The sequence below is a fragment of the Spirosoma sp. KUDC1026 genome (assembly GCF_013375035.1).
In the GTDB taxonomy this organism is placed as follows: Bacteria; Bacteroidota; Bacteroidia; order Cytophagales; family Spirosomataceae; genus Spirosoma.
The window spans coordinates 4,543,407-4,559,736 of record NZ_CP056032.1; the positions used below are offsets into that span (position 1 = coordinate 4,543,407).

The 16,330-nt window shown below is 52.4% G+C and carries 12 protein-coding genes; 5 read left to right on the forward strand and 7 right to left on the reverse strand.

Annotation, left to right across the window (positions count from 1 at the left end; all coding sequences use genetic code 11):
* Positions 1-116: 116 nt before the first annotated feature.
* On the reverse strand, positions 117-1,394 hold the full coding sequence (locus HU175_RS19115) for a helix-turn-helix domain-containing protein (protein ID WP_176568099.1): 1,278 nt from the start codon (positions 1,392-1,394) through the stop codon (positions 117-119).
* A 396-nt stretch (positions 1,395-1,790) separates the two neighbouring features.
* Here HU175_RS19115 and HU175_RS19120 point away from each other — a divergent pair, with 396 nt between their 5' ends.
* A complete protein-coding gene (locus HU175_RS19120; RefSeq protein WP_176568100.1) occupies positions 1,791-2,075 on the forward strand; it encodes a hypothetical protein in 285 nt (94 codons plus the stop codon).
* A 108-nt stretch (positions 2,076-2,183) separates the two neighbouring features.
* Here the strand turns inward: HU175_RS19120 and HU175_RS19125 are convergent, their stop codons facing one another.
* On the reverse strand, positions 2,184-4,883 hold the full coding sequence (locus HU175_RS19125; protein WP_176568101.1) for a DUF5686 and carboxypeptidase regulatory-like domain-containing protein: 2,700 nt from the start codon (positions 4,881-4,883) through the stop codon (positions 2,184-2,186).
* Between the two features lie 190 nt (positions 4,884-5,073).
* On the opposite strand from HU175_RS19125, the gene HU175_RS19130 reads away from it, so the two are divergent.
* From HU175_RS19130 to HU175_RS19140, 3 genes are all read left to right on the forward strand, one after another.
* Positions 5,074-6,435 carry a M24 family metallopeptidase gene (locus tag HU175_RS19130; protein WP_176568102.1) on the forward strand — a complete coding sequence of 454 codons (1,362 nt, stop codon included), beginning with the start codon at positions 5,074-5,076 and terminating at the stop codon, positions 6,433-6,435.
* 260 nt (positions 6,436-6,695) lie between these two features.
* The gene (locus tag HU175_RS19135) at positions 6,696-7,127 is read left to right on the forward strand and encodes a hypothetical protein (protein WP_176568103.1); all 432 of its coding nucleotides are present in this window, start codon (positions 6,696-6,698) and stop codon (positions 7,125-7,127) included.
* A gap of 82 nt (positions 7,128-7,209) precedes the next feature.
* Entirely contained in the window at positions 7,210-7,779 is a 570-nt protein-coding gene (locus HU175_RS19140) for a hypothetical protein (protein WP_176568104.1), read from the forward strand.
* Between the two features lie 515 nt (positions 7,780-8,294).
* Here HU175_RS19140 and HU175_RS19145 read toward each other — a convergent pair.
* The 4 genes from HU175_RS19145 to nhaD form a co-directional block, all read right to left on the reverse strand.
* The gene (locus tag HU175_RS19145) at positions 8,295-10,040 is read right to left on the reverse strand and encodes a M14 family metallopeptidase (RefSeq protein ID WP_176568105.1); all 1,746 of its coding nucleotides are present in this window, start codon (positions 10,038-10,040) and stop codon (positions 8,295-8,297) included.
* 18 nt (positions 10,041-10,058) lie between these two features.
* Positions 10,059-11,771, reverse strand: coding sequence for a M14 family metallopeptidase (locus tag HU175_RS19150; RefSeq protein WP_176568106.1), 1,713 nt, complete (start codon positions 11,769-11,771; stop codon positions 10,059-10,061).
* A gap of 648 nt (positions 11,772-12,419) precedes the next feature.
* Complete coding sequence (locus HU175_RS19155) at positions 12,420-13,133, reverse strand: hypothetical protein (RefSeq protein ID WP_176568107.1); 714 nt, start codon at positions 13,131-13,133, stop codon at positions 12,420-12,422.
* A gap of 42 nt (positions 13,134-13,175) precedes the next feature.
* Entirely contained in the window at positions 13,176-14,477 is a 1,302-nt protein-coding gene (nhaD, locus tag HU175_RS19160; protein WP_176568108.1) for a sodium:proton antiporter NhaD, read from the reverse strand.
* A 246-nt stretch (positions 14,478-14,723) separates the two neighbouring features.
* Between nhaD and HU175_RS19165 the strand changes: the two genes are divergently transcribed.
* Positions 14,724-15,059, forward strand: coding sequence for a hypothetical protein (locus HU175_RS19165; protein ID WP_176568109.1), 336 nt, complete (start codon positions 14,724-14,726; stop codon positions 15,057-15,059).
* On the opposite strand, the gene HU175_RS19170 is transcribed toward HU175_RS19165, so the two are convergent.
* A complete protein-coding gene (locus HU175_RS19170) occupies positions 15,056-16,246 on the reverse strand; it encodes a cation:proton antiporter (protein WP_176568110.1) in 1,191 nt (396 codons plus the stop codon). The two genes, HU175_RS19165 and HU175_RS19170, sit on opposite strands and share 4 nt — an antisense overlap.
* Positions 16,247-16,330: the final 84 nt, after the last annotated feature.

The window sequence follows — 16,330 nt, forward strand, 5'->3', positions numbered from 1 at the left end:
ATCTTTCAGGGGACGACGAGACGACGCATGACAAGAGTATTTTTTGACAGGATTACAGGATTTTTAGCGAATCGAGTGATGTCCGGTCTCCTGTAACCCTGCCAAAAAAGCAATCTTCATTCATTATTAACGGCCCGCTGCTCTAGATAGGCCGTGGGCGTTGTGCCGGTTAGCTTAGTGAAGGCCCGAAAAAAAGTGGTCCGGTTACCAAAACCAGCTTCCAGCGCAATGCCCTCCAGCGTCAGCTGGCGCCAGTCGGGCTGGGTAAGTTTTTCTTTAATGTAGTCGATTCGGTACCGATTGATGAAATCGTTAAAATTCATTCCGTACTCTTGGTTGATGACAATCGATACCTGGTGCTGCGGCACGCCCAGGTCGCTGGCCATCTCTTTAATGGTGTATCCTTTCCGCAGGAAGGGCTGGGTTTCCTCCATGTAGCCCTCAATCTGCTGCCGGTATTCCTGTCGTTTCTCGTGGCCCAGTGAATACGTACGGACTTCTTCCAGAGACGTATTGACGGATTCTTTGTCAACGGCAGACTCCGGCACGGGTATATGTACAGGCTCTACGGGCTGCGAAGCCGCAGAATGACTCACAGGCGGAGGTAGTACTGGGCTACTCTGTTCGGGTACAGCCATCGCCAGTCCATACAACGTTTGCGGCTGAAAGAACAGAATCGTACCACAGGCCAGCAGGTAGCTCACCAACAGAAATAAGGCAAGAATAGCCGACGAATCCGGGTTAACTGGAAAAATGATAGCGGCCGCAATAGGGGAATAAAGCAGAGTATTCAGTAAGGTGAAGATACCCAGCCAGTTCAGCAGCGTTCGTTTATTCCGACGTTCCTGCACCGGTGTGTTCCGTCGAAACTGGTAAATCAGATACCATTGCATTCCGATGTATATGCAGGCCAGAATCGACTTCAGGGCTGGATGGTAATAAGGTGGCAGTACCCCTTCCCTCTGCTGAATTGGCCCCTGAATATCCTTGATCAGGTCCCGCAGATAAACCAGTTTGGCGGCTTCACTCTGGAAATAAAATGGTGACAATTCCAGGACATGCAGGACGAATGGCACAAAGAAAAGCCAGTCGTGCTTTTTCAGTTTCGTTTCGCGAAACAGTACGGCCCGGACATACAGATACGCGCAGGGCGGACTCAGGTATTGAAGTGGTGCCCCAACCCGGAACAGATACGGAAATATTAGGATACCATGATTGACTAGCAGACCGCTAATGAACGAAAATACTGACAAACTCAGCAGAGACAAACTTAGCAGCCGGTTGGCATGTGCCTGAAATGGTGGTTGTTTGAAGACAATAAGAGCAATGCTGATGAGTAGCCCTGTAAACGAGCTAACAAACATCAGATTAGCCAACAAACCGCCAAAGGGCATTTCGTAACAGATTTAAGCAAAAACGACGTCGAGGTATGATGAAGAGAAATCGCCAGTTAGCTAATCGGTCGGAATTACACTTAGGTAACATCTGACTGAGCATATGGTCAACTTTATCATCGATAGGCTAAGTTAACTTTCCTTTTATAAAGAAAACCTAAAAATTTACTTAGTGCTGAAGTGATCAAGGCAGGATTAAAAAAATTTCATCGGCTCTGCTAATATTTCTATTTGGCATAATTCTGGTGTTACATTTTGTAATCTGTAACAGGCTAGCGGGCTCGTGGGTTGCTGGCAATACACCCAGCGGCTACTATTGCATTTCTGAACATCAATTACCAGTCATATGGGTATTTTTACGTTTTTCCGTACTATGCCCAGGCTAATTAACTACGTATGGATTACCGTCTTTCGCTCACTACGTTTAATCAGCTCAACAGTCAGCAACAATTAATTCACATCTGGGGCAATGGCATTTACCTGGCCAGTCGCCCTGCTAGTTGCGAGCATCAGATTAAGTTATATCATGTTGGCAGTTTCTTTGTCGAAATCTGCTTTCATAGCCTGAATGTGTTTGAAATTGTGCGGGCGTTCAATAATTCGCTCCTGCTGTTACCCTACGCCGATCATATCGATCTGAGTGAGTTGTTTACTGCGCAAAGCAAACGGCCCCAGGCCTGAGGATTTTTTTGACAGGATTACAGCCAGGTGGTCGGCCGAATTTTTCACCAGATTAAAACCCATATAATCCGGTAATCCTGTCAAAACCCTTTCTCTATTCCGAGCCGCTTACCGGCCAAATTTCAACGTAGTACCAACCCGGAAGCCAAGCCCCTGATAGCGGGCGTTCTGCCACTGTGAGATCACTTCCAGCCGGAAAAACGGCAGCACCTGGGGAATGAGTCCATCCAGCCCGTAGCCAATTTCGGTGTACTGCTGCGATCGTGGTGTATAGAGATAGTGCACAAACAGATTTTCCTTCAGACCAACCAGCCGCACCAGCGTTACCTGCGTAATCAGGAACTTCCGGAATTCGGCCAGTACGTGCCCTTCGACGAAATGGCGGCCCGTGCTGTATTCGTAATACGGCAGTAGCCGGAACACCGTTGTCGGGTCGCCCTGCTGCAGAAAAAACTGGTTCCCGGCAAAGTGCTTGAAATCGGGAAAGAATACCCGGTTATCGTTCAGGAAGGCCCCCGCGCCCAGTTTGTAATTCAGTCGACTGCGAATTCCCGTCTCGAACGAATGCTGAATGCTGGCCTGCAGAAAGTCATAATCAACGTCGGAGGCCCCAATTCCAGCAATTCCTTTTCGGTAGTTTATCGACAATAACGGACTGTCATTATCCCGCTGGGCAATTCGCCGACCATTACGTATAGTATACTGCGTTGTACCCAGCCGACCCGTTGCCGTCAGGTCCAGCACCAGGGCCTGATGCGTAACGAACCGGGTCGTCGGCACCTCCACGTTGGTTGGATCGTTGGACGAAAAACTGCGGTTGCGCCAGTTGATCCACGGCTTGATTACTTCTTTAAAATTTGTCAGTGAACTTCGCTCGGCGTATTCCAGACTGCCGCTGAACGTAACACGGTTCTGAAAGGGCGACGCCGTAACGGTCAGATTCAGGAAATCTTTCTGGTATAGCTTGGCAAAGTTTTGCTCGAACAGTAGCGTCGTCAGTGTGTTCAGGAAAGGGCTGATTGGGTTGTCGGGGTTGAACTGATACAGGTAACGTCCGCCCGACAGACTGATTTTCGTTGCCTTGTGCTGATAACTGGCCAGTCCGTAGCCAACGAACTGTTTTCGGCCAAACTGATAACGCGCATTCCCGCCAATATTCCAGACACCCAGCGGGATCTGCCGGAAGCGGCTGATGGAATCCAGCTTCTGATGGCGCAGATACAGACTGCCTTCCAGCGCGTAGCCCTCAACGGTGTTGTATTCGATCCGGGTGAGCGGCCCGGCATAGTTCAGCGTGGTAAATTTGTTAAAGCGCCAATTGTGGCCAAAAATGATGTGGTCCAGCGCGAATGCTTTTGCTTTTTTCTTCTGAGTCGTGTCCTTCTTTACCGTATCGCCGGGCGCTTTGATCTCCCGAACCAGACCCAGGCTATCCGCTTTCCGGTAGCTTTTAATTTCGGCCGTAGTCAGCGGTACTGATCGCAGGGAGTCCCAAAACACATTCGAGCGACGCCGGGCCAGCGTATCGACCACCAGCGAATCATCCCGCGTAACCGTTACGTCTTCCCGGCGTTCCTTACGCGCCTGTTTCTCCTGTTTTTCGTATTCCTTGACGAGTTGTTTAAGGTTTTTGGTCGAGAACTCCTTCTGCTTTTTCACCAGTTCGTCGAATTGCTTTCCTTTGATGTCGCTTTTGGAGAGCGTTTGCGCGGGTGGTGCTTTTTTCTCATCGGTCACTTCGATATCTTCTACGAAGGCCGGATTGACGACAAATTCCGTGAAAGTCAAGTTGCGAATGTACTGGCCTTCGCCTTTAACGCCCAGGTACGAGCCTTTACCGTCGTAACGCTGGTTAGTCGGCATCCAGACGCCTTTGATCGGGCGGCACACGTGCCGAACTGTGAACGACACACCGATGCTGGTAATGGTTTCCAGTTGCAGACTGTGAATGGCCCAGGTATTTTCCAGAATAAAAATTGTACCCCGGAAAACGCCCTCGCCGTATTGCCGGGGAATAACCTGAATCTTGCTCACCTCTACCGGCTGTCCGTCCGGCCCCGGCTCCCGGAAGGTGCCTTTGTACTCAAACTTATAATACGCGAACGCCTTTGGTGACAGGGGCGATACGGTTCCGGCCAGCGTCGGATTATAAAAACTGGTGTTGTAGAATTGGTTGGGGCTCAGGAAATCACCCTGCGAGTTTCGGTTGGCAATAATTCGCTGCCGGTACGTATTGGGTTGCGTAAACGACACTTCAGCCACCGTTTCGTTCAGCAACGGAACGCCCACTTTAAAATTGGCTTCTTTCTCCGCTTCCTTCAATTGTTTCCGAAAGGCCATTTCGGCCAGGTTCGGCAGATCGGTGATGGTGAAGGATGACTTGGTGTATACCCGCGCTTTAAACCGCTGTACCTGCAGTTGATGGAACCGGCTCTTGGCAATGGCCCGGCGCATGATGGTATAGGCCGGATCTTCATTCCCGGCCCGAGTCTGTACTTCGGCCAGCCGAAAAGCCTGTTCCTCCAGGTTAGCGTCCAGCGTGGTAAACCCGGACTCAATCGTCACCGATTTTTGTACGGTCTGATAACCAAGAAACTGAAACACAATGTCGTATTTCCCGGCGGGTAAGGGTATCTCGTAACGCCCTTCATCGTTGGTGATGGTGCCCTGCGAGGTTCCTTTTACCACAACAGCGGCATAGGGCAGAGCCTGCCCCTGGCTGTTCCTGACCAGACCCCGCAAACCGGTTTGTGCATTGCCCCGTATTACGCAGCTTAGTACCAGAAGAAACGACAGTAAAAATTTCATAGGGGAAAGGTATACCAGGCTTTTGGGGCAAACTAACAAAAGCCCGTCAATATTACGAAGCCACTACCAACTAAGGTTAGTGATCGTCCGTCGTCAGTAAGATGCTTTTTTTAGCCGAAGGGTTGCCTGCTGGCTTAAAAACGTAGGTTTTGTACTGTATCTTGCCCGAAACTCTCCCAACCTGACTTCTATGCGTCAATCAGTACGTTCTCTGTTTTTTCTGGTCATTCCCTTACTGGTCAGCTCCGCTCTGTTTGCCCAGGCTCCCTCGGTTGTTCTGCCCGAACGGGTACGAGCGCAGGTTGTCGACGAGATACTGGACGACCGCTTTACAAACCTGCTGCCTCAGCTCATGCGCCGGGAAGGACTGGACATGTGGGTCATTATTTCCCGGGAGTATAACGAAGATCCGGTTCTGAAAACGATGCTGCCCTCGACCTGGTTGTCGGCGCGTCGGCGTACCATTCTGGTGTTCTTCGATCCGGGCAACGGGAAAGACATCGAAAAACTGGCCATCGCTCGCTACGACGTTGGTAACCTGCTCAAAGGGGCCTGGGACATCGACGTGCGGCCCAATCAGTGGGAAGCACTGGCCAACATCGTAGAAACCCGGAAGCCCAAAAAGATTGGCCTGAACTTCTCCACGAATTACGGCCATGCCGACGGCCTTTCCTCTACCGAACGACAGGAGTTTATGGAAAAACTTCCCGCTGCCTATCAGCAACGTATCGTATCGGCCGAGAAGGTAGCCGTTGGCTGGCTCGAAACCCGAACCGAGAAGGAAATGGCGATCTACCCGCTCATCTGCCGCCTGTCGCACCAGTTGATTCAGGAAGGCTTTTCGGAGAACGTCATCCAGCCCGGCGTTACCACGACCGACGATGTGGTCTGGTGGTTCCGGCAGCGTATCACCGATCTGGGGCTGGATACCTGGTTTCACCCAACCGTCGATATTCAGCGTGCCGACCAAAATGATTTCAATCACCTGCGCACTTTCTCCAAACGTCCGGACAAGCAGGTGATCATGCCCGGCGATCTGATTCACGTCGATTTTGGTATTACGTACCTCCGCCTGAATACCGACCAGCAACAGCACGCGTACGTACTGCGACCCGGCGAAACGGACGTTCCTGATGCCATTCAGAAAGCGTTTCAGCAGGGAAATCGATTACAGGATATTCTGACCGAGCAGTTCAAAGCGGGAAAAACCGGCAACCAGATGCTGCTGGCAGCGTTGGATCAGGCAAAGAAAGAAGGCATCAACGGCACGATTTACACCCATCCCATTGGCGTACACGGGCACGCGGCCGGCCCAACAATTGGCCTGTGGGACCAGCAGAAAGGTGTTCCTGGCGCGGGTGATTATCCCCTATTGGCCAATACGGCCTACTCCATCGAACTGAACGCAGCGGTCGAGATTCCGGCCTGGAAAAAAGTCATCCGGATCATGCTGGAGGAAGACGGCTTCTTCGATGGACAGACCTTCCGCTACATCGACGGGCGCCAAACCGAAATCTACACAATCCCCCGAAAACTGGGTTACGTCAAGTAGAACCCTGTCGTGTTTTTATTACTGCCGTGGGTCTGGTGCGTGGTTCAAGCTACTCATCAGACCCACGGTCTGTTTACGACGTAACTACCAGCTCAATTCTGGTCTATTTCTAAATTATGCCCCCTTGTTGACCAGCCTGAACTTTGTTCCAATCTTTACAGAAGAACTCTGGCTGGGCGGCCGCTGCGCTTTTGCATTTACCGTTTTAACGACATCCGGAGCTGCGTAAAGTACTCAACTCAGCTAATCGATACCCGAACATGACCCCGATTCGTTTCTTCTTTTATCGGGATACGGTCTGGTATAATCTGACCGACTACGTCCAGGTGTTACTGGATACGCGGACGATTCAGCAGTTTCGCCGGACGCTACCGGGTAAACGTCGGCGTCAGCCCGTTACCATCCTCAAAACGCTCAGGGCAAAATTGGACCGGCTCAAGCCAGCCTACCAGCTCCAGATCAACGGCGACGTGTATGCAGACTGGGTTGTCATTGAGCACCTCAATCTGCTGATCAAGCCGTTCTTTGTTCAGCCGGGCAGCTGGACCGATCCGGCCAGCGTATTTCGTCAGCTTCAGCATACCATTGATCAACCGGATCAGCTGAAACAACTGACTGATTCCGAGCAGCCATCGGCTTACTTCAAGCAAATTCAGCCGGATGTACTCAGTACGCCGTCAGCCGTCGGTTAACTGGCATGCTGCCCATTGGGATAGGTAGGTTTGTCAGCATCCCTTATTTTTGCGCCCATCGATTCCCTAATCTAACTCAACGATGGTCTTTCGAACGCTTCTTTTCTTCGCTGGTTTCTCGTTGCTGGTGTCAGCAGGTATAGCCCAGTCAACTGGTTTTGGTAGAGACAATTTTGCCAGCGCCCGGCGTAAGTCGGGTTACACGAACATCACCGAAGTTGGCTACGCAACCGGCGTCAATGGAACTGCCAACGCCCTGACCGTATCTACCGTCAACGGATTTCGGGCGGGCGACCATGTGTCGGCGGGGCTGGGCGTAGCGTATCTGCGCTTTAGCCAGGGATCGAGCAACGTAGCGAATTTCCTGCCCGTCTTCGCCGATCTGCGCGCGTACATCGGCGGGCGAACAGCGCTGATGCTGGTAGGCGACATTGGTTACGGCTTCCTGCTCGACAACGTTGAAAACAGGCGGGGCGACATGTACCTCAACCCGGCTGTAGGTATCCGGACGTTTCTGTCCAGTCAGTCTGCCCTGACATTCAGTGTGGGTTATCTGTCGCAGTCGGTCATTACCAGATCCCCCACGAATCAATCCCTCAATACGGCTACCCATACTGATAACGTCAGCCTCAAGATCGGGCTCATGTTTTAGTTATCGCTCGCTCATGCCCTGATCGGGTAGAATAGCTTACAGCGTATCAGGAGCAATAAGGCACAAGTGGGCACGTGCCGGCAACCACAGTAAATTCCTGTCTGGTTTGCAATGAGTCTGGAGCTGCTTGGCCTATTTACCAAACTTCATCCAAACGTTTCAGTTTATCTATAACGGCAAACTCGTCAGGGTATCCATTTATTAACAGTGTACCGCAAAGCATGAAATCCCAGTTCATCATAATCCTTGTTTTCATAAGCGGTGTAGTCTGCTTTGCAGGCTATTGCTACGCAATTATTGACTGGCTAGAGGATTGCCGAACCGGTGTGTATCACCACGAGCATTTTGAAGCTTTCTATGAAACCTCAGCCCTCGTTCTCTATTCTGCCCTGGGCCTTCGTTTTATACACAGTAAATTGGATTCATTTAAATAGGCCGACGGCGTAACTACGTATTCATAAAAAAGCGCCCGATCAGCAACGATCGGGCGCTTTTTCATACAACAGGCCTTTCCATTAAAGCGACTTTGTTACCAGACCGCCTTTTCGACTATCCACGTCGACGGTGTATTTACCGTTACCACCTTTCACGATCCAGCGAACTTTAGCATAGCCCATTCCTGGAATGTTAGCCACCTGAATCGTAGCTGGATTATTTTTCTGCTCGCGCGTCAGGCCCATGTCTTCATTTTCGACCACCATTCCGGCCAGTACCGTACCGCCTTTAAGGGTTACGTAATCGGGCCGTTCGATCTTGTATTTGATGTCGTGGCTGGAGTGCGTCGGAATCACGCGCTCATTGACTACCGTAGCCGTCACTTCAGTCAGGCCGTTTCCCAGCGACTTCGTTTCGATCTCCTGCACCGCCAGTTTTGGGGTTTGGTAGGCGTGAAACAGCGTAAACGCCATATTCCGGTGCGCATCTTCCTCCAGCAGGAAACCGGGGTGGTTCCGGATGTAGTTTTTCTTCGGTCCGCCAATTTCGATGTCGCCGTACTGCGGATGCTTAAAGGGCTTCCACGCTACGTAGGCATCGCTCAGCAGCAGATACTTGTCGAACTGGTTGAACTCGTCGTTCTGAAACCGATTCTCGTCTACCTTCTGATTGAAAAACTTATACGACGTCATCAACTCGTTGGAGAACGTAAAGATGCCGCGTCCCAGCGAAAACCAGTCGATTTCACCGCCGTAGACCGTGTACAGGTCTTTGTAAATTGTCAGATAGCGATAGCCGGGAATGATCTTCTCCCCCACTCTTCCGATTACGTCGTAAACGGCAATGTCGCCCGGCGTGTAATACGGTACGTCCTCCTCCGAACCCGGTCCGCGCAGGAACATACCGCCGTAGTTGTGATAACTCTGGGCCCCGGCAATATTTGGGTGACTCATCACGAAAGCCGTCACCGCCTTGGTTTCAGGTAGTGAAGCCGGGTACGATAGGGCACCCCGCTGAATGTAATCCGGCTGCCAGCCCCAGCCCCAGTCGCGGTTAGGGTCGTACTGCCCTACTACGTCCTCATTTACGGCCCCGTCGCCATCATTGTCCAGTCCTTCGTAGCCCAGTATTTCGTACTGACCGGCTTCGTCGGGTTTGGCGGGAATCATGCGGTTTGGATCGTCGGGGTCTACTTTCCAGCGACCAACCGCGCTTTTCCGGCGCATCATCACGATGTTGCCGTCGCCGTCCAGATCGTCGAATTTATCCTCGTCAATCTGTCCGTCGCCGTCGTCATCCATCGGCATCATACCCGAGCGGGGGGAGTTGGGGTTGTTCGGATTCTTGATAAAATCCTCGCGGGCGTCGGGATTGATCGTTGGGGCAATGTAGAATGTTTTGTCCTTCAACAGCTGCGTAATGTACGGCTCATCGGCAAACGACTCGGCCAGGTACCAAGCGGTGTACATCGCGATCTCGCTCCCCTGCAGCTCATTGGAGTGAATATTACCGTCGATGTAGAAACCGGGTTTGCGGTCGGGTTTGCCCGTTTTCGTATCGCTCACCACCAGCACCCACATATCGCGGCCCTGAAACGACTTACCCATCGACTCCAGCCTGACCAGATCGGGGTACGCCTTCGCCAGATCCTGACAGAACTTGGTGATCATGGCGTAGTCGTTGTAGTGGTTCCAGCGCATCGGCACCTTCGGATTCGCCGGGGAGCCAATGGCTTTTATGCCGCCCAGATCGGCAGGTTTAGTTTCTTTCTGCGCCAGGGCAGGTAGGGTGAACAGGCTGAGCGCCAGAATGACTATCTTTTTCATGGAATGCGTCAGGGAAGGTTATTTGAGGGTTACGTCAACTGATTTTACGCCCGTCATGTCGTTACCGGCTTCCAGCGTTACGCGTCCGGAACCACTTACCAGGAACGTTACGTCCATGGTTTCGCCCGCAGCCATTGCTCCCCGCAGCATAATCCGCCGACCCGACACGATGCTCTGTTTATCGGTCGTTTTCAGCTCTATTTTCATCCTTGGCACGAAGCGCACCCGGTTCCCCATGTCCGATCCCGTCGGCATCAGCCCCTGGTTGATCACCTGCGCCGATACCCGCGTCAGGTTGTTCCCCAACGACTCAGCTTTTAGGTTGACAATATCGATGCTTGGCATCTGAGCCGCGAAAGCCGTAATGAACTTTGCGTGCCGATCGGCATGATCAGTCAGAAATTTCGTCGGCGGATTCAGTTTAGCGAAGGGCACGATTCCGCCTACTTCCGCTTTCTTACCTGGAAAATCAGGGTGTTCGATGGGTGTCCACGTCACGAAGGCATCTGTTACGCCATTGGCGTCGGCCCATTTCAGGAAGCGGGCATCATCACTGTCTCCGCCAGCCGCAGGTGCTGGCCGTCCGGCCGGACGGGGTGCGGCTGCCGTGCCGGCGCTGTCTTTTTTAGCCGACGTTTTGGGCTCGTCCTTCGGAACCCACCAGCCGGGGGTAGAGAAGCTAAACCGACCATGGTGATAGTACGCCGTCTGCGCAAAGTTACCTTTGGTTGCGGGCATGGCGGGTGCGTCTTTCAAGCCCGTCTGGGCGTTATAAAGTTTCGACACCTGCTCTCCCGTAGCTGCGTCCCTTTCCAGCAAGCCCGTGATAATCCGTTTCGTGGTCTTCATCCGGTCAAACTTGGGCGCTTCCGACAAGTTGTTGTAGGGACCGAACGTAAAGACCGCGTACACGCTGGGCGTCTGGGCCAGAAAATCCAGCAGGGCGCGGTTTTCGGGTTCCGAAACCGGCATCTCCCCCGCGCCGGGCGTAAAGAATGGATAATCGAAGGTAAAGTTCTTGTCGAGCGCTACGCCCCCGGCCCCATCTTCATTGAACGCACCATCTTTATCGGTATCGGTTCCTTCTGAAATCAGCACGTATTTACCCGACTCACCTTTGGCAGGATCGGCTTTGAGCAGTACGCGGGGATCGGTTTTGCTGGCAACAAACGTACCGGTGGGGTCTTCGATACGCACCTGCGTAATGAGTCCATCGCGGTTCAGATCCTCGACCGGGTCCTCGTTTTGTTGTCCATCGCGGTCATCGTCGGTGCTGCTGCCGTTTCCGCTACGTTCGTACTTGAGCGCCGAGAAGGCCTGTTCCTGCGCGTCGGGGTTGATGAGCGGGAGGATGTAGATGGTTTTGGTATCCAGCATCCGGCTGATGCTATCGTTCTTGCTGGTCAGGAACCGCTCGGCTAGCTGCAGCGACAGTTCTGTTCCCGCCAGGTGGCTGCCTTCGACGCCCGCTACCAGGGCCAGCGCGGGTTTTTCAGCGGCCTTGCCCCGGCCAATGGTTAAGAGCCAGATATCCTTACCGCCTACCGATTTCCCAATCGACCGCACCGAAGCCGTACTACCCGCCTGTCTGGTCAGGGCCTGCAACCGGGCCGTCAGTTGGGCGTAATTTGAATAACTGGCAGTTGCCTGACGGCCCCCCGTCTGTGATTGAGCCAGCACCGACGAACTGGCGAGTGCGGCTGCAATCAAAACCGTAAAGAATTGCTTCATGTAAAAAGAGGTTGTATAATAAAGCGCTAAAACTACAGAATTTTGTTTCACCCAAATCAGGAAATGGGTGGAGAAGTGGAAAGGATTAGCTGAATGACAAAAATAATAAGTTGGTATCTTGCCTCTTCTATTGACCAGCCCTTATGAAAACTAAAATTCCCAATTCATTGAACTACCTCCGCTCGTGGTACGACGCTTACGTTGAGGATGCCCTAGACCAGAATCAACCAAGATACTGGATTCTGTTTTGGGGAGGAATTGTTTCCTCTCTCGCTATTTTTCTGGTTTACACCTAACGGATTGAGGATTCGATTGATTTGTCGGTACGCAGACAATTAAGCTTGACAGTATTGAAAATCTGTATTTTAATTCCGTTCATAACTTTGCGGAGGCTTCATCTCCTTGGACTTATGCTCTTTTTCTGGGTATCCCGGATTGGATAGGTTTAGTCCTGAAATGCATGGTGCATTGCAAGTCCTGCTCGTTGCTTTTCTGTCATCCCTCTTGACCGCGCCGGCGAACCAGTCGGGATGACAGAAATCCTTTGAAATACTGACAGTCATGTATTTAAACCCTGATTTGACACTCACATCAACAAAAAAGGGCGCCTACTCATTGTAAGCACCCTTTTTTATGACTGGACATTAGTTACTGAGTCATAAAGTCGGCGTCTTTCAGGCCTTTATTAATCTTGATAGTATCGACGGTCATGGTCATGGCACCCCGGCCCGACTGCTGCCTGATCGTCATCGGAAACAGGATACCATTGGTGGCTTTGTAGTTCGAGTAGATCATTGTGGCGTCCATACTACCCTGCAACGAATTACCACCCACCACCGACTGCACCTTTAGCCCCGTTTTCGGATCAAAGTTATCGGTCCAGGTAACCTGACCGTCGGCGGTAGCGTGGCTCAGTTTGTAGGTATCCTTTCCATCCACGTTCTCCATCCCGACGTACTCACTTTTTACCCCATTTTCGGCGTAGTGCAGTTCGGGAAAGAGTTTATTTATTTCGATCAGCTGCCGGGCAATGGCTCCGTCGAGGGTACGGTTTCCCTGCGTACCGCCCATCATCACTTTCTGCCTGTCGCCCGTTTGCGTCATTACGTCTTTTCCGTTGGCGCTGATGACGACCGAGAATTTATCGGGTGCTTTCTGTCGGCGGGTAATACGCATTGTTCCCCGCTCCGTTTTGCTCGACATACTGGTTGTCAGGTCAGTTACCTTCTTCAGGGCGGCTTTCCCGCCAATGGCGGCTACGTACTTATCCAAAACCTGCCGGGCCGTGTCAGCCGGGGTTTGCGCCTGAGCGGCAACAGACCCGGCAATCAACGCGAAAAGAAAAATCAGTCTTTTTTTCATAAGGTTGTCCGCTACGTGTTATCTAAAACCAACGCACATTCGCTAGGCAGTGAGTGCGTATTCGGCCAGAAAAACCAGCGCACCCCCTACGTAGCCCAGCAACGCCAGCCAGCTGATTTTCCGGATATACCAGCCAAAACCGATGTTTTCCATACCCATAACGGCCACCCCGGCTGCCGATCCAATAACCAGGAGACTACCGCCCGTACCGGCGCAGTAGGCCAGAAACTCCCATAGTTTCGTGTCGGCCGGGAACGTCTGCATGTCATACATTCCCATCGCTGCGGCCACAATCGGCACATTGTCGACAATGGCCGAAAATACGCCGATGAGCAGAACGATTACGTCCAGATTACCCACCGTCTGGTTCAACCATCCAGCCAGCGATTGCAGGACGCCCGTTGCCTGTAAGACGCCGACCGCCAGCAGAATACCCAGAAAAAACAGAATGCTGGAAATATCAATCCGGCTTAGTGCGTGGGCTGCGGTGAGCGGTTGACGCTCGGCCTCGTCCTTGTCGCTGTGAATGATTTCGGAGGCCACCCAGATTACACCCAGCACCAGCATCATGCCCATGTAGGGCGGCAGGTGCGTTACCGTTTTGAAGATTGGGACAAACAGCAATCCGCCCAGACCGATTGACAACATAAGCCGACGGTCGCGCCGGGCAGCGGGCGTTACGTAGGGCCGGCTGACGCCTTCGCCATCAAGAGCGACGACGCCAGTTGAATCAGGTTTATAGGTCAGCGTCAGAACCGCCAGCGGTACCAGTATCGCCACCAGACTGGGTAGCAGCAACTGCCGGATAATGTTAAGCGTCGTTACCTGTCCGCCAATCCAGAGCATAGTCGTCGTTACGTCGCCGATGGGCGACCAGGCCCCACCCGCGTTAGCCGATACGATAATCATACCAGCAATGAGCAGACGCTGCTGCTCGTCTTTCACCAGCTTGCGGGTCACCGATACCATCACGATCGAGGAAGTCAGGTTATCCAGCAGCGCCGACAGAAAAAACGTCAGCAGACTAATAATCCAGAGTAAAACCCGTGGATTGCGGCTGGCAATGCGGTCGGTAATCAGGGTGAAGCCATCGTGGGCGTCGATGAGTTCGACCACCGTCATGGCACCCATCAGGAAGAAAAGTATTTCAGCAGTTTCGGTCAGATTTTCGCCCAGCTGCTCGACAATGTGCTCCCGATCGGCCTCACTGGACAGCAGTGCGTAAACCGCCCAGCACAGTACACCCATAATGAGCGCCGTGGCCGTTTTATTGATTTTGATGGGATGTTCGAGAGCAACCAGCGCGTAGCCGATTATAAAAATCAGGATAATGGTTAGAATCATAGCGTGAGCCAGCGCCCCTTCTTATCGGCGCATTTAGGTGGTAAGAAGGGGCAAAGATACCAAAAATGGCCGGAGCAGGCCTGATGAGAGGCTGACTATCGCTTCCAGCGGTATAGGTAAGAGGTTCCGGCAAACGTTTCCCTGAACTAATGACGACCTATCCATCGTTTTTACCGTAGGCCTGTGCATTGGTAGGGCCAGTCCCATCAATTAGCAAACTGGTTTCTGACAGTATCCCTGGTCACTATGCGTAAACGAAATTTCATTCTCAGGATTCCGTCGCTGGGGCCGGATGGGATGGCGTTATTCCCGTTCATTCTGGTACGGCATGCCGCCCCCGGTCCTATTCTGATCAACCACGAGCAGATTCACCTGCGGCAGCAGCTCGAACTGGGTATTGTACCCTTTTATCTCTGGTACGGCCTTGAGTACGTAGTCCGCCGACTTCAGTACGGCAACCACTACCTGGCGTACCTGAACATCAGTTTTGAGCGGGAAGCCTTCGCCAACGAAACCAACCTGACGTATTTGAAAAACCGGCGTATCTGGTCATTCTGGACATATCTGCGGAAAACGACCTAAAGCCGCTGTGGTTCACTGACTTCAGTTGTTTTTCCCAGCGCCCCCCCCATCATCACAAGGGCAGACAGGATAACTACCAGCATCGGAATCCCTTCGCGGAAGCCAAGCAGCCGCAGGTTTTCGGGCGTATTCAGGTACAGCAGAATGGTTATCAGGCCGCGGGGGGCAATCCAGAGCAGCGGCCGCCAGACACCGGGGTATGTTAGTCGAAGTGTCAGCCAGCGCCACACCAGAATCACGACGATAAACAGACCGCTCACAATCAGCGCATCCGTATCGATCAGCTCCTGCGGTACGGTCGAGTAACCAAACAGTAGAAAGAAGAACGTCCGCACGACAAACGCCCCCTCGGCGGTCAGGCTCTTGAGCTGATCCAGCTCTTTTTCGAACAGGTCATTCTTCAGAATCTCGCTCAACCGCCCGCGGATGAACAGTTCGGTGTTGTTCAGGAACAGACCAAAAATCAGGATCAGCAGCAGCGACGATAAGTGATAAATTTCGGCGATGGCGTACACCAGAAATAGCACCGAAATAATGGGTAGAAACTTGATCCGGTGATTAATCCGGCCAATCAGGTACAGCAGCAGGAAACAGCAGACTGCCGACGTAACGGCCATAATCAGCGTATCACGGGTGAAAAACCAGATCGCACTCCAGATCGAGCTTTCGCTCAATAACAGGAAATTGTACGCCAGTACGCCCAAAATACTGGCAAAAGCCGACTCGTACACCACAAACTCCCGCTGCCCCGACGTCAGACCGGATACGCCCGGTACGGCCATGGCTCCGCTGATGATCGAAAACGGCAATGCCGCAATCAGACAGTGAAAAAATGAATCGTTGAGAAGCAGATAGAGGATTCCCGCCATAACCAGTGTAGCGCCCACAATGGACAACAGCGACGCCAGCAACGTTCGCCGGAGAACGCTCAGTTTTTCGGCGTGCAATTCCAGGTCCAGCCCCCCTTCCAGCACGATCAGAATCAACCCCAGGGTACCCAGCGTTGGCAGGATGGTGTTGACGTACGGTACCTGTACTCCGAAGTAATCCGTTGCCTGCCGAACCAGCATGCCCAGCACCAGCAGCAACAGAATGGAAGGTGTTTTGAAACGGCTGCTGAACAAGTCGAACGCGTACGAAATCAGCACCGACAGGCTCAAGACAATAATCAGGGTAGAGGACTCCATGCGGCAAGATAAATAGAAAGGAGGAGAGGGAGGAAGGAGGAAAGGGAAGAAAGGGACCTCCGGCTACTATTTCCTAACCTTTGT

Coding starts and splice junctions, on each gene's coding strand:
- HU175_RS19115 (WP_176568099.1), bottom strand. CDS start 1,394: ATGCCCTTTGGCGGTTTGTTGGCTAATCTGATGTTTGTTAGCTCGTTT.
- HU175_RS19120 (WP_176568100.1), top strand. CDS start 1,791: ATGGATTACCGTCTTTCGCTCACTACGTTTAATCAGCTCAACAGTCAG.
- HU175_RS19125 (WP_176568101.1), bottom strand. CDS start 4,883: ATGAAATTTTTACTGTCGTTTCTTCTGGTACTAAGCTGCGTAATACGG.
- HU175_RS19130 (WP_176568102.1), top strand. CDS start 5,074: ATGCGTCAATCAGTACGTTCTCTGTTTTTTCTGGTCATTCCCTTACTG.
- HU175_RS19135 (WP_176568103.1), top strand. CDS start 6,696: ATGACCCCGATTCGTTTCTTCTTTTATCGGGATACGGTCTGGTATAAT.
- HU175_RS19140 (WP_176568104.1), top strand. CDS start 7,210: ATGGTCTTTCGAACGCTTCTTTTCTTCGCTGGTTTCTCGTTGCTGGTG.
- HU175_RS19145 (WP_176568105.1), bottom strand. CDS start 10,040: ATGAAAAAGATAGTCATTCTGGCGCTCAGCCTGTTCACCCTACCTGCC.
- HU175_RS19150 (WP_176568106.1), bottom strand. CDS start 11,771: ATGAAGCAATTCTTTACGGTTTTGATTGCAGCCGCACTCGCCAGTTCG.
- HU175_RS19155 (WP_176568107.1), bottom strand. CDS start 13,133: ATGAAAAAAAGACTGATTTTTCTTTTCGCGTTGATTGCCGGGTCTGTT.
- nhaD (WP_176568108.1), bottom strand. CDS start 14,477: ATGATTCTAACCATTATCCTGATTTTTATAATCGGCTACGCGCTGGTT.
- HU175_RS19165 (WP_176568109.1), top strand. CDS start 14,724: ATGCGTAAACGAAATTTCATTCTCAGGATTCCGTCGCTGGGGCCGGAT.
- HU175_RS19170 (WP_176568110.1), bottom strand. CDS start 16,246: ATGGAGTCCTCTACCCTGATTATTGTCTTGAGCCTGTCGGTGCTGATT.